The sequence below is a fragment of the Limnohabitans sp. Rim47 genome (assembly GCF_001517545.1).
GTDB lineage: Bacteria > Pseudomonadota > Gammaproteobacteria > Burkholderiales > Burkholderiaceae_C > Limnohabitans_A.
Map to the genome: position 1 here is coordinate 467,179 of NZ_FBYA01000002.1, position 13,680 is coordinate 480,858.

Sequence of the window (13,680 nt, forward strand, 5' to 3'; positions counted from 1 at the left end):
CTAGCGCTTGCCTGTGCAAGGCCTTCCCTTTGCTTGAATACCTCTGACGCCATGTTTGTTTTTTTGCTCGAAAACTAGGGTAAACCCCCTTTTTTTGAGCCCAGCAAGTTGAGACACTCCATTTTCCAAAAACGTTTTTGGCTGGTTTTGAATCGGTTATTTTTCGGACGATACCGCCCGATATTGCACAAGGAGAATTGGATGAAACACATGAAACGTCCCGCCGCGCAGTTGCTGGTCGGATTCGGACTGTCGCTATTGGCAACGGCATCGGCCCATGCGCAATCGGTGTTGTTTTGGTCAACGCAGGCCACGCCGGTCAACGAGCAAAAAGATGTGCGCGAGGTGGTCCTGAAGAACAGCCCCGTGCCCGTTGAGTTCGTGACCAACAACGACGGTCCTTACTTCACCCGTCTGAACGCCGAATTGCAAGCGGGCAAAGGCAGCATTGGCTTGCTGGGCGCTTTGCACGGTGGTTTGTCGAGCAACACCAAAGACCTGCAAGATTTGAGCAAACTGGGTGCCACAGCCAAAGTCAGTCCGGCATTTGTCAAACTCGGCAAACTCGGCACGTCAGAGCAAAAGTATGTCCCCTGGATGCAGGCCACTTTTGTCATGGCGGCCAATAAAAAAGCCTTGCCTTATTTGCCCGCTGGCGCAGACATCAACAAATTGACCTATGACCAATTGGTGACATGGTCCAAAAATTTGGCTGAAAAAACCGGCGGCCCCAAGTTCGGCTTTCCGGCTGGCCCACAAGGCTTGAAGCACCGGTTCTTCCAAGGCTATCTCTACCCCTCTTACGCAGACTCCATGGTCACAGAATTCCGTTCTGCAGGAGCCGAGGCGGGTTGGAACATGTTCAAAGAACTCTGGAAATACACGCACGCATCGTCCACTGGCTTTAACCAGATGCAAGAGCCCCTGAAGAATGAGCAAGTCTGGGTGGCTTTTGACCACATTGCGCGCCTGGCCGATGCGTTCAATGCAAAGCCCAATGACTTCGTGGCTTTCCCTGCACCCAGCGGTCCAACAGGACGCGGCTTTATGCCGGTGTTGGCTGGATTGGCCATTCCCAAAACTGCGCCCGACAAAGCCGGGGCAGAAAAACTGGTGGCCTACCTCATGACACCCGAAGTGCAGTTGGCCACTTTGCGCGCCACCAACTTTTTCCCCACGGTGGACATCAAGATTCCGGCAGACATGCCTGCGTCGGTGCGCATCACCGCAGAAGCCATCAGCAAGCAAGCAGGTTCAGCAGATGCCAACCCAGGCCTCTTGCCTGTGGGCTTGGGCGCACTGGGGGGCAAGTTCAACCAGGTTTATGTAGACACCTTTGAGCGTGTGGTGTTGGCCGGACAACCGGTCAAAGCGGTTCTGGACGAACAAGCCGCCACCCTGCGCAAGCTCATGCAAGAAGCCAATGCGCCTTGCTGGGAACCCGACAAACCATCCGTGGGCGCTTGTCCTGTTAAGTGAGTTTCTCTAAATCCCCGTCATTCCCGCGAACGCGGGAATGACGAATCACGCGGGATGACGTTGGACAGTTGTGATTAACCCCTGAAGCATGAAAACATGAATCAACGTCTATTGCCCTATTGGCTGATTGCGCCTGCAACGCTTTTCACGGTGGCGCTGTTTGTCGTGCCGTTTTATGGCGTGGCCAGTCTGGCCTTTACCGGTTCCAACGGCGGGTTTTCGCTGGCGGCATTTCAACAAATGACTCAGCACTGGAAGTTTGGCGCTGCTCTCCAAAATACCTTGTGGTTGGCCGTGCTGGTGATTCCTTTGCAGTTGGTGTTGGCTCTGGCCATGGCCCAAATGCTGTGCCAGATACGCAAGGGCCGTGATTTGTTGCTGTATGTCTGGACGGTGCCCTTGGGTATTTCAGACTTGGCTGCCGGCATCATTTGGCTGGCCATTTTTGAGCAAACAGGGTTTCTCAATTCGGTGCTTGTCTCACTGGGTGCGGCCTCTGAGCCTTTAAATTTCTTGGCTTTTCAAAACACGGGCACTTTGTTGCTGGCCGTTGTCTTGGCTGAAGTCTGGCGCGCTACCGCGATTGTTTTGGTGATTCTGGTCTCCGGCATGGGACTGATCCCCAAAGAGTACGGCGAAGCGGCCGATGTATTCGGTGCCAGTGCCTGGCAAAAGTTCAGGCATGTGACGTTGCCCTTGCTCAAGCCCAGTCTGCAAACCGCCTTGATCTTGCGAACCATCCTGGCTTTTGAGGTGTTTGCGGTGGTGGCCGCTTTGTCGGGCACCAAGTTCCCGGTCTTGATGAGTGAGACCTACAACTGGCAATTCAATTTGCAAGATGGGCCTGTTGCGGCCGCCATGGCCATGGTCATTTTGGGCGTGTCCATCGTGTCCACCCTCATTTATCTGCGTGTCTTGCGCACGCCGCCAGGAGCCTCGACATGACCCGTTCAGTGCTGACGCTGGCGCAAAGACAGCGCCGTACCCGGATGATTTTGGTGACGGGGGCAACGCTGGTTTGCTTGTGGGTTGTTCTGCCCATTTATTTTTTGATCGCCAATGCCTTGTCGACGCCAGAGGCTGTCAATGCATTCCCCAAAAAGTGGTTGCCTGCCGTTGACATGGGCAGCATCCAATACTTGCTGGCCTACGAAGGCGTTTTGAAATCCTTGCTGAATTCTTTGGCGGTGGCTGTGATGACCATGGTGGGGGCCATCGCTTTGGGCGCACCAGCGGGCTACGCTTTGGCGCGCTATGAATTCAAGGGCAAGGGTGGTTTTCGCATGCTCATCATGTTGACGCGTGCGTTTCCGTTGCCACTGCTGGCTTTGCCATTGACGGTTTATTTCATTCGGCTGGGCATCGACGACTCATTGATGGGTTTGGCCTTGGTTCACACCATGCTGGCCTTGCCGTTCTCTGTGTTGATCACCTATTCCTTGTTCTCAGGCATTCCGGTTGAACTGGAAGAAGCCGCATGGGTTTTTGGCTGCAACAAACTGCAGGCCTTCACCCGTGTGGTGCTGCCTTTGGCCTTGCCCGGCATGGTGGCGTCGGCGGTTTTTGCTTTCATTATTTCCTGGAATGAGGTGTTCGCTGCTTCGGTCTTGACCGTGCAAAACAGAACACTCACGGCCCTCTTGCTGCAAAGTTTGGACTATGCGCCTTTGCATTTGAAGTTTGCGGGGGGTGCCCTGCTGGTCTTGCCGGCAGCTGTTTTCATGTTCCTGATTCGCAAACACATGTTTGCGATGTGGGGCATTTCCAATCGATGAAAAAAATGGCTCAGATTCAAATACAAAATATCGAAAAATCCTTTGGTGAGTTCCGTGCTCTCAAAGGCATTGATCTGCAAATTGCTGACCAAGAATTCTTGGTTTTACTGGGGGCATCGGGCTGCGGCAAATCGACTTTGCTGCGCATCATGGCCGGTTTGGAGACTGCGGATGGCGGTCACATTCATGTCGGCGAGAACCGCATTGACAATTTGGCACCCAGGGACCGCGGCCTGTCCATGGTGTTTCAAAACTACGCTGTATTTCCACACTTGACGGTTTTTGAAAACATCGCATTTGGTTTGCGCATGCAAAAAAAACCACAGGCCTGGGTTGAGAAAAAAGTCCAAGAAGTCGCCGAGTTGGTGCACCTGGAAGTGTTGCTGCACCGATATTCGGGACAGCTTTCTGGCGGACAGCGCCAACGTGTGGCCCTGGCGCGGGCATTGGCGGTCGAGCCCAAAGTCATCCTGATGGACGAACCGCTGTCCAACCTGGACGCTTTGCTTCGATTGGAAATGCGCGCCGAGCTCAAGACGATTTTGGCCAAGAGCCAAGCCAGCACTATTTATGTCACGCACGACCAAGTCGAAGCCATGAGTCTGGCCGATCGGATCGCCATCATGGACCAAGGCGTGATTGTTCAGTGCGACACGCCCATCGAGATTTACCGCAATCCGGCCACCACGTTTGTAGCGGGCTTTATTGGCAACCCGCCCATGAATTTTTTACCTGCGCAGGCTGTGCAGGATGGGGTTTATGAAGTGGCCGGCATGCGTTTGAGCGGACCCACTGGGCATGCAGCGCTCACGCTGGGTGTCAGGCCCGAAGATTTGCACCCGGCAGATGAGGGGCTGAAGTTGCAGGCTGATGTCATTGAGCCATTGGGTGCCCATACCTTGGTCACCGCATTGCAGGCGCAGGACGTCTTTCGGGCGGCTTTGCCATCCGACATGGCGCTGTCCCCCAAGCAGGTTTTGCACTTGCAACCTGATTTAACCCGCATTCGTTGGTATGACGCTGGCGGACGTTTGGTCATTGTTTGATAGAGAAGCCATGAACACCGAAGACATGCTGCAAGAAGCCGAGCGCATTTTGCGACTCAACGACAAGGGCCATTACACCGTTCCAACCCATGGCTTGTACCCTTTTCAATGGAACTGGGACTCGTGTTTGACGGCACTGGGGCAGTTCAGACTAAGCCCTGATCGCGCGTGGACCGAAGTCGAGACCTTGATGGCCCACCAGTGGCCAGATGGCATGGTGCCGCACATTGTTTTCCACGAACGCGATGAAGGCTACTTCCCCGGCCCGGACGTATGGCAGACCGGTCGCCCCACCCCCACGTCGGGCATCACCCAGCCGCCCGTTTTGGGCATGGTGCTGGAGCAACTCTTTTTGCGTGAAAACCCGGACCATCGGAGCGAATCGCGTTGCCGCAGCCTGGTACAGGCCGCTGCACGTTGGCATGACTGGTTTTACCGTTGTCGTGATCCTCAAGGCACAGGGGTTGTCGCGCTTTTGCACCCTTGGGAGTCGGGTCGTGACAATTCTTGCGATTGGGACGATGCCTTGGCCCAAGTGCCCACAGAGGGCATCTCACCTTACCAGCGCAAAGACATCACGCACGTCGATGCCAGTCAACGGCCCACCGCATTTGAATACGACCGCTATGTGGCCTTGCTGGAGTGCTTTCGCGCCCTCAAGTGGGACAACACGCGCTTGCACGATGCTTCCCCCTTTCAGGTGGTCGACCCCGGATTCAATGCGATCTTGATTCACTCTGAGTTGGCGCTGTCGCGCTTGGCCGAACGGCTGGGTGACAAAGCGCTGGCCCACAGACTGAGCGAGCGTGCGGCCCGATCCATTGAGGCCATGGACACTTTGTGGCATGCCGATTTGAAGCAGTATGCGTGTCTGAATCGCCGGACTGGCCAACGCGTCAACAGCGCCAGCGTGGGGGGCTTGTTGCCTTTGCTGGTGTTGCCGCAAGGGCACGAACACGTGGCCGACTTGAGTGGCCGATTGGCCGATTGGCTGGACAAAGCACCGTTTGGTGTTTGCAGCATGGACCCTTTGGACAAGCGTTTTGACGGCAAACGTTACTGGCGCGGGCCATCTTGGCTGATCGTCAACTTCTTGCTCATCACGGGCCTGCGCCAATGTGGACAGACCGAGTTGGCCCATCGTGTGGTGCAAGCGAGCCTTCAGTGCATTCAAAAAAGCGGCTGTTCCGAGTACTACCACCCCATGACAGGCGAGGCCTTGGGCGGCGGCACATTCACCTGGACCGCTGCAATGGTGATTGAATTCTTGAGCATGGACGATTCACAAGCACTGCTAAGCGCCTGACAGTTTCTGTGACTGGTTAATATCTGTTCCATGTCGATTGTTCACCTGGCTCAAGATCTTGGACTGTCGGTTTCGACCGTCTCCCGCGCCTTAAATGGCTATACCGATGTGGCTGAATCCACGCGACTCAGAGTCATGGAGCGTGCTCAGGCTCTGGGGTACAAACCGCATCCGGGTGCCAGAAGGCTCAAATCAGGCAAATCCGGTGCGATTGGCGTGGTGTTGCCGACATCGCAAGAAGGTGGCCAGTTCATTGACTCGATGTACTCCAGTTTGCTGGGCGGCACTTCCAGCGTTTTGGAGCCAGCGGGGTACAGCTTGATGGCCACGACTTCGGCCATCTCAACACCCGAACAAGAGCGCGGTGTTTACGAAAACTTCATTCGCAGTGGCTGGTTTGATGCCTTTGTCATTGTGCGAACCCGCTTGGTTGATCAGCGTGTCGGCTTGATGTTTGAACACGACAAACCCTTTGTGACCTATGGGCGCTGTGCCGACAGCACGGGCCACGCCTGGGTGGATACCGACAACGAAATGGCTTTTTTCATGGCGGCGCAACGCCAAATTGCCTTCGGTCATCAAAGAATTGCTTTGCTCAACGGGCCTGCCGAATACACCTTTGCCCAGTTGCGCCAGCAAGGCTATTTGAATGCCTTGAAACAGGCCAACTTAAAGGTGGATAAGCGCTTGATCGTGCACGGTCATTTGTCTGAAACAGGTGGTTTTTCCATGGCGCAACAGGTGTTGGCTTTAGAAGACCGTCCGACGGCCTTGTTGTGTGCCACCGATGCCATGGCCATCGGCGCTATGGCCGCATGCCGAGCCATTGGGCTGCGTGTGGGCTCGGATATCTCGATCATGGGCTATGGCAACAGCGACGCCGGACGCTACAGCAACCCACCGCTGTCGACCATTGAGCACCGTATTTTCGAGAATGGACAACATTTAGGCCAAGTCTTGCTTTCGGTGCTGGCGGGTGAATCGCCTGAGTCTCTGCACTATCTGGAGCCCGTTGTGTTGGTGCCTCGCTCGTCTGATGCACCGGTTGCCCACTGAGTCGAAAGGAGATGCTTGTCGTGAATTTTCAAAGTCGTCGTTTTTTAGAACAGCACATCGCTGACACCTTGCACTTTTACGAGCCAAGAGCGGTAGATCCCAAGGGCGGATTTTTTCATTACTTTCTGGACGACGGCACGGTCTACAACACCACGCACCGTCATTTGGTCAGCGCCACCCGCTTTGTGTTCAATGGCGCGATGGCCAAGCGCCACACCGGCCGCTCGGCCGTCGCCGATTGGGCACGTCATGGCATCGCCCATTTGGAGGCGTTTCGCCGGCCCGATGGTTTGTATGCCTGGACGGTCGACCATGGCCACATTGAAGACGCCACGGTCATGGCCTACGGACAAGCTTTTGTGCTGCTGGCACAAGCCCATGCTTTCAGCGTGGGATGTGCCACGCGCCAGGATGTGGAAGCCGCCTTTGCACGCATGAACGACGCGTTTTTCAGTGCCGCCGATGGCGCTTATGCCGACGAGATCACGCCCGACGGTCAGTTACTGGATTACCGCGGCCAAAACGCCAACATGCACATGTGCGAAGCTTGCCTGGCTGCGTACGAGTTCACGGGAGAAGTCAGGTACCTCGATCGGGCCGAAGTGTTGATTGAGCGCTTTGCTTTCGATCTCGCAGACACCGCAGGCGGCTTGGTCTGGGAGCACTATCGAGCTGATTGGTCAATCGATTGGGACTACAACAAAAACAATCCGGGCAATATTTTCAAACCTTGGGGATTTCAGACAGGACATCAAACAGAGTGGGCCAAATTGCTCATGATGGCCCATCAGCACCGCCCACAAAACGGTTGGGTCGATCGGGCGGTCCATTTGCAGCAAGAGGCCTACCGTCATGGCTGGGATGCGCAACACGGTGGGTTGATTTATGGTTTCGCGCCAGACCGATCGCCTTGTGATTCCGATAAATATTTTTGGGTCCAGGCAGAGTCATTCGCCAGCGCGTGGCGCTTGTGGCGACACACGGGTGAGGCTGAATTTTTGAAGCAATACCAAGCACTGTGGCAATGGAGTTGGTTGCACATGGTGGACCACCAACACGGTGCGTGGTTCCGTATCTTGGGTGCCGATGGCCGCAAGCTTGAAAACACCAAATCACCCGCAGGCAAGGTGGACTATCACACCATGGGGGCTTGCTGGGATGTGCTTGCGGTGGGCGGCTTGGACGACTGAGTCTTCAGCCGTCTGAACCTCACTGCTGCGGTATCCCCGCCTTTTGAATCACATCGCCCCAGCGCTTGATGTCGCTGTCCAGCAACTGCGCCAATTGCGCCGGCGTGCTGGCTTTGGCTTCGACGTTGAAGCCGGCCAGGCGCTGCACCATCTCGGGTTCTGACAGCACTTTGGCCACTTCGGCGCTCAGGCGATCGACCACGGCTTTGGGCGTTTTGGCGGGCGCTGCCAAGGCATTCCAGGATGACACGTTGAAGTTGCTCAGGCCCGGCAGCTCTCGCACCACCGGCACTTGCGGCTGGTCTTTAGGGCGGCTTGCGCCCATGACACCGAGCAAGCGCACGGCTTTGGCGCTGATCTGCGGTTTGAGCGGTCCCAGAATTTCCACCACCGCATCCACCTGGCCGCCCCGCAAGGCGTTGATCACCGCTGGCGTGCCGTTGTAGGGAATGATCTGGCTGATCAAATTGGCCTGCGACCTGAACAGTTCAGCCGCCAGGTGCTGGGTGCTGCCGATGTTGATGGTGCCCATGTTGAGCTTGCCCGGGTTGGCACGCCCGAAGCTGACCAACTCCGCCAGGGTTTTGTGTGGTGACGACTCTGGCACGACGATGGCAATGTCGAACAAGCCCAACAAAGAAACAGGCGCAAAGTCGCTGCGTGGATTGAAGGGCAGGGCCTTGAACAAACCAGCACTCACGGCCGTGCCGTTGGACATCAGCAGCAAAGTGTGGCCGTCGGCGGCGGCCTTGGCCACCAGTTCGCCCGCCACGATGCCGCCGGCGCCCGGGCGGTTGTCGATGATGACCGGCTGTCCTAAATTTTCAGACAATTTTTGGGCCACAGCGCGTGCCGTCAGATCGGCCACGCCGCCTGCACCAAAGGGCACCACGATTTTGAGCGGCTTGGAAGGGAACACCGATTGGGCGTGCGCCCAGCCAGCGGGCAATGTGCTCAGAGCCAAGGATTGAAGCAACTGGCGGCGGTTGAACATGACGATGCTTCCAGAATGAATAAATAAAAAAATGAATCAGAATTGACGGTTGCCTGCAAGCGCGATTGTCTTGCATCTGTGTTGAAAGGGCATTCATGGTTTTCACTGGGTCATGGGGCTGGAGCGCTCTAGGCGTGCTGTGCCTTGCTGTGTTGAGCGGATGCGCCAGCCAGGGCGTGAATGAAGAAAAATCGGACGTGGTGATTTCGATGCCTGCACAAGGCGGTCTGCATTTCCGCCCACAAGACAAAGCGAAATGGGAGGCTGTGTCTTTGCCCGGCAAGTTGCGCACCGCCTTCAAACTGGAAAAGCAGGGCCATCGCCACGCCCTGCAAGCCCATGCGCAATCGTCGGCCAGTTTGCTGCGACAGCGCGTCAAGGTGGCCCCCGAAAAGTTGGGGCGGCTGCAGTTTGAATGGCAAGTGGAAAACCTCATGGCCGAGGCCGACATGGCTGACCGTGACCGTGATGATTCACCGGTGCGTTTGATCTTGGCATTTGAAGGCGACCGCAGCCGCTTTTCGGCCAAAAACGCGATGCTCAGCGACCTGACCGAAGCGCTGACCGGCGAGCCCTTGCCCTATGCCACTTTGATGTACGTGTGGTCAAACCACCGTCCGGTAGATTCGGTCATCGTCAACCCGCGCACCGACCGTGTACGCAAAATAGTGGTGGAGTCAGGGCCGAAGCACGTGATGCAGTGGCGTCGCTACGAGCGCGATGTGAGGGCCGATTACGAAAAAGCTTTTGGCGAAGCCCCCGGCGCTTTGGTGGCCGTGGCCATCATGACCGACAGCGACAACACCCGCAGCAACGTGCGGGCCTGGTACGGCGACATCCGCTTTGATTGAGGTGCGCACCAGTCTTGTGCGCGACACCTGGTTTGGGGGAATTCCCTCTCCCTGATGCGGGCCTGAATGTTGCATATTATTCATCTCTGAATCTTTCATTCCAGGATCAAGGTGACTTTGATGAAAAATGCCGCAAGTTTGTCTGTCCGCACCACCACATTGGTGCTGTCTTTGGGTTTGGCTGGCTTGATGGGCGCTGCCGCCGTGCAGGCCAAGCCTTTCAAATGGTCCAGCGCCAGTGACATTCCCACACTCGACATCCACTCGCAAAACAACGCCTTGGGCAATGGCGTGCATGCGGCGATTTTTGACTCGCTGGTCTACTACAACAGCAACACCTTCAAGATCGAGCCCAAGCTGGCCAGCTCCTGGAAAGAAATCTCGGGCACCCAGTACCGCTTCAATTTGCGCAAGGGCGTGAAGTTCAGCGATGGTTCGGCCTTGACGGCCGACGATGTGGTTTTTTCTCTGGATCGCGCCCGCGCCAAGACCTCCAACTTCAACGTGTACACCCAAGGCTTTAGCCGCATCGTCAAGGTCGATGCCAACACAGTGGACATCATTTTGAGTGGCCCCAACCCGGTGCTGCTGAACCAGCTGACCGAGCTGCGCATCATGAGCAAAGCCTGGGCCGAAAAGAACAAGTCGGTAGAACCCAAAGATTCCAAGTCCAAAGACGAAAACTTTGCCCACCGCAACGCCATGGGCAGTGGCGCTTACATGGTCAAAGAATGGCAGCCCGATCAAAAGCTGGTGCTGGTCAAAAACCCCAACTGGTGGGGCTGGGCCGAGGTCCCCACCAACGTGACTGAGATCATTTACACCCCCATCAAGAACGAAGCCACACGCGCTGCGGCCTTGTTGTCCGGCGAAATTGATTTTGTGCTCGACCCCAGCCCGCAAGACCTGGGCCGCATGCGCAGCAACGCCAACCTGAAAGTGATCGACGGGGTGGAAAACCGCACCATCTTTTTGGGCATGGACCAAAACCGGGCCGAACTGCCTGGCTCCAACGTTAAGGGCAAAAACCCGCTCAAGGATGTGAAGGTGCGCAAAGCGCTTTACCAAGCGATCGACATCGAAACGATTCACCGCGTGACCATGCGTGGCTTGTCGCAAACCACGGGGGCGTTGGTGTCGCCCCAGGTCAATGGCTGGACAGAAGCCGTGCACAAGCGCTTTCCTTATTCGCAAGACGATGCCAAAAAGCTGCTGACCGAAGCGGGTTATCCGCAAGGTTTTGAAGTGGACTTTGCCTGCCCCAACAACCGTTACATCAACGACGAAGAAATTTGCCAGGCCATCACCGCCATGTGGGCCAAGGTGGGGGTGAAAGCCAAGCTGCGCACCATGCCATTGGTAACTTACTTCCCCATGATCCAGCGCTACGAAGCCAGCATTTACATGCTCGGCTGGGGTGTGCCCACCTTTGACGGTTTGTACAGCCTGCAATCCTTGGTGCGCACGGTGGGTGCGGGTGGCGATGGCAACTACAACGTAGGGCGCTACAGCAACCAGCGCATGGACTATGTGGTGGACCGCATCAAGACCGAGACCGATTTGCCCGTGCGCAACCGCCTGCTGACCGAAGGCCTGCAATTGCAAAACGACACCGTGGCGCACATCCCGCTGCACAACCAGGTCATCCCCTGGGCCATGAAGAAAAACGTCGACGTGGTGCACCGCGCTGACAACCGCCTCGATTGGACACTGATCAAGGTCAATTGATGCTGGCCTTTATTTTGCAGCGGCTGATTCAGGCCGTGGTCGTCATGGTCACGGTCGCTTTCATCGCGTTTTTGCTGTTCCAGTATGTCGGTGACCCGGTGGTGTTTTTGCTGGGGCAAGACGCCACACCCGATCAAATCAAGGAGTTGCGGCAAGGCTTGGGCCTTGATCAGCCTTTCTTTGTGCAGTTCTGGCACTTCTTGTCCAACGCAGTGCAAGGCGAGTTTGGACTCAGCTTGCGCCAAGGCGCCAAGGTCTCGCGCCTGATCGCCGAGCGCTTGCCCGCCACGCTAGAACTGGCGCTGGTGGCCGCCACCTTGGCATTGGCCATCGGGGTGCCCATGGGGGTTTATGCGGCGCTGCGCCGTGGCACCTGGATCAGCCAACTCATCATGACCGTGTCGTTGCTTGGGGTGTCGCTGCCCACCTTCCTGATTGGCATCTTGCTGATCTTGGTGTTTGCTGTGATGCTGGGCTGGTTCCCCAGCTTTGGCCGTGGCGAAGTGGTGCAAATGGGCTGGTGGTCGAGTGGCTTGATGACGGCCAAGGGCTGGCACCACATCGTGCTGCCCGCGGTCACGCTGGCGATTTTTCAGCTGACCTTGATCATGCGTTTGGTGCGCGCCGAGATGCTGGAGGTGCTGCGCACCGACTACATCAAATTTGCCCGCGCTCGGGGCTTGTCCAATCGTGCCATTCACTTTGGCCATGCGCTCAAAAACACCTTGGTGCCGGTGCTCACCATCACGGGCTTGCAGCTGGGTGGTTTGATCGCGTTTGCCATCATCACCGAGACGGTTTTTCAGTGGCCCGGCATGGGCCTGCTGTTCATTCAAGCGGTGACCTTTGCCGACATCCCGGTCATGGCGGCTTATTTGTGCCTGATTGCCCTGATCTTTGTGCTCATCAACCTGGTGGTTGATTTGCTTTATTTTGTGGTCGACCCGCGCCTGCGCGTGGGCAAGCCGGGGGGACACTGAACATGGGCGCTTCTTTGCAATCGGTTCTGGGGCGTGGCGCTGCGTTTGCGCGCATCGCCCAGTTCCACCCCGAGCTCACGGCTTTTCGGCGCGACCTGCATGCCCATCCTGAACTGGGCTTTGAAGAGGTCTACACCTCGGCCCGCGTGGCCGAAATGCTCAAGGTTTGCGGCGTGGACAGCATCCACACCGGCATCGGAAAAACCGGCGTGGTGGCTTTGGTGCACGGCCAAGGCCGCTCGGCCAGCAACCTGGGTCGCATGGTGGGCTTGCGTGCCGACATGGATGCCCTGCCCCTGACCGAGTTCAACGAGTGCACCTGGAAATCATCCACGCCCGGCCTGATGCACGGTTGTGGACACGACGGCCACACCGCCATGCTGATGGGGGCGGCACGCTATCTGGCCGAAACCCGCCGCTTTGATGGCACGGCCGTGCTGATTTTTCAACCCGGCGAAGAAGGCTATGCCGGTGCCCGCGCCATGATGCAAGACGGCTTGTTTGAGCGCTTTCCGTGCGAACAGGTCTACGCCCAACACAACTCGCCCGAAACCCCTTTGGGGGTGATTGGCATCACGCCCGGCCCCATGCAGGCGGCGGTCGACAGGATCGAGATCTTGATTCGCGGCAAAGGGGGCCACGGCGCTCGCCCGCACCAAGGCGTGGACCCGGTGCTGGTGGCGGGCCACATCATCACCGCTGCGCAAAGCGTGGTGTCGCGCAACCTTTCGGCATTTGACCAAGCGGTGGTCAGCATCTGCTCGATGCAAGGCGGCAACCCCGGTGCCATGAGCGTGATTCCCGGTGAGGTGACTTTGGTCGGCACGGTGCGCACCTACAGCGAAAGCGTGCAAGACCTGATCGAAGACCGCTTGCGTTCTTTGTGCACCGGCATTGCCCAGGGCTTTGGTGCCTCGGCCGAATTGACCTACGAGCGCGTGTACCCCGCCACGGTGAACACCTTGCCCGAAGCGCAATTTGCCTGCGATGTGGCTGCCAGCCTGGTGGGCGAAGACAAGGTCTGGCGCAACATGCTGCCCAGCATGGGCGGTGAAGATTTTTCTTTCATGCTGCAAGCCAAACCCGGTGCTTACATTCGCATAGGGCAAGGCTTGCCGCATGGCCCCGGCCCGCACCCGTTGCACAACAGCCGCTACGACTTCAACGACGAAATTTTGCCCTTAGGCGCTGCACTGCATGCCAGTTTGGTCGAGCAGGCCCTGCCTTTGGACAAAGCCATTCAGCCTTGACACCCGATCACATTCAACCCCAGGA

12 protein-coding genes are annotated in these 13,680 nt (G+C 57.0%); 11 read left to right on the forward strand and 1 reads right to left on the reverse strand.

What is annotated here, in order from left to right:
• Positions 1 to 210 precede the first annotated feature (210 nt).
• The 7 genes from BN3544_RS07180 (at position 211) to BN3544_RS07210 (ending at position 7,852) form a co-directional block, all read left to right on the forward strand.
• Positions 211 to 1,479 carry an ABC transporter substrate-binding protein gene (locus tag BN3544_RS07180; protein WP_036075025.1) on the forward strand — a complete coding sequence of 423 codons (1,269 nt, stop codon included), beginning with the start codon at positions 211 to 213 and terminating at the stop codon, positions 1,477 to 1,479.
• Between the two features lie 96 nt (positions 1,480 to 1,575).
• Complete coding sequence (locus BN3544_RS07185; protein WP_019429861.1) at positions 1,576 to 2,424, forward strand: carbohydrate ABC transporter permease; 849 nt, start codon at positions 1,576 to 1,578, stop codon at positions 2,422 to 2,424.
• Positions 2,421 to 3,254: a carbohydrate ABC transporter permease gene (locus BN3544_RS07190; RefSeq protein ID WP_019429860.1), complete on the forward strand. Its 834-nt coding sequence runs from the start codon at positions 2,421 to 2,423 to the stop codon at positions 3,252 to 3,254. Before BN3544_RS07185 ends, BN3544_RS07190 begins: the two co-directional genes overlap by 4 nt.
• A gap of 5 nt (positions 3,255 to 3,259) precedes the next feature.
• A complete protein-coding gene (locus BN3544_RS07195) occupies positions 3,260 to 4,300 on the forward strand; it encodes an ABC transporter ATP-binding protein (protein ID WP_026036627.1) in 1,041 nt (346 codons plus the stop codon).
• A 10-nt stretch (positions 4,301 to 4,310) separates the two neighbouring features.
• On the forward strand, positions 4,311 to 5,606 hold the full coding sequence (locus BN3544_RS07200; RefSeq protein WP_019429858.1) for an MGH1-like glycoside hydrolase domain-containing protein: 1,296 nt from the start codon (positions 4,311 to 4,313) through the stop codon (positions 5,604 to 5,606).
• A gap of 30 nt (positions 5,607 to 5,636) precedes the next feature.
• The gene (locus BN3544_RS07205; RefSeq protein WP_026036626.1) at positions 5,637 to 6,662 is read left to right on the forward strand and encodes a LacI family DNA-binding transcriptional regulator; all 1,026 of its coding nucleotides are present in this window, start codon (positions 5,637 to 5,639) and stop codon (positions 6,660 to 6,662) included.
• An 11-nt stretch (positions 6,663 to 6,673) separates the two neighbouring features.
• Positions 6,674 to 7,852, forward strand: coding sequence for an AGE family epimerase/isomerase (locus tag BN3544_RS07210; protein ID WP_019429856.1), 1,179 nt, complete (start codon positions 6,674 to 6,676; stop codon positions 7,850 to 7,852).
• A 19-nt stretch (positions 7,853 to 7,871) separates the two neighbouring features.
• On the opposite strand, the gene BN3544_RS07215 is transcribed toward BN3544_RS07210, so the two are convergent.
• Positions 7,872 to 8,846, reverse strand: coding sequence for a Bug family tripartite tricarboxylate transporter substrate binding protein (locus tag BN3544_RS07215; RefSeq protein ID WP_019429855.1), 975 nt, complete (start codon positions 8,844 to 8,846; stop codon positions 7,872 to 7,874).
• Positions 8,847 to 8,941: 95 nt separating this feature from the next.
• Here BN3544_RS07215 and BN3544_RS07220 point away from each other — a divergent pair, with 95 nt between their 5' ends.
• The 4 genes from BN3544_RS07220 to BN3544_RS07235 all read left to right on the forward strand — a co-directional run bounded on the left by BN3544_RS07220 (position 8,942) and on the right by BN3544_RS07235 (position 13,655).
• The gene (locus BN3544_RS07220) at positions 8,942 to 9,697 is read left to right on the forward strand and encodes a DUF3047 domain-containing protein (protein WP_036074979.1); all 756 of its coding nucleotides are present in this window, start codon (positions 8,942 to 8,944) and stop codon (positions 9,695 to 9,697) included.
• Between the two features lie 120 nt (positions 9,698 to 9,817).
• Positions 9,818 to 11,425, forward strand: coding sequence for an ABC transporter substrate-binding protein (locus BN3544_RS07225; protein ID WP_019429853.1), 1,608 nt, complete (start codon positions 9,818 to 9,820; stop codon positions 11,423 to 11,425).
• Positions 11,425 to 12,405: an ABC transporter permease gene (locus tag BN3544_RS07230; protein WP_019429852.1), complete on the forward strand. Its 981-nt coding sequence runs from the start codon at positions 11,425 to 11,427 to the stop codon at positions 12,403 to 12,405. The genes BN3544_RS07225 and BN3544_RS07230 overlap by 1 nt, the downstream gene beginning before the upstream one ends.
• A gap of 2 nt (positions 12,406 to 12,407) precedes the next feature.
• Positions 12,408 to 13,655, forward strand: a complete 1,248-nt coding sequence (locus BN3544_RS07235) for a M20 aminoacylase family protein (RefSeq protein WP_019429851.1) — start codon at positions 12,408 to 12,410, stop codon at positions 13,653 to 13,655.
• Positions 13,656 to 13,680 lie beyond the last annotated feature (25 nt).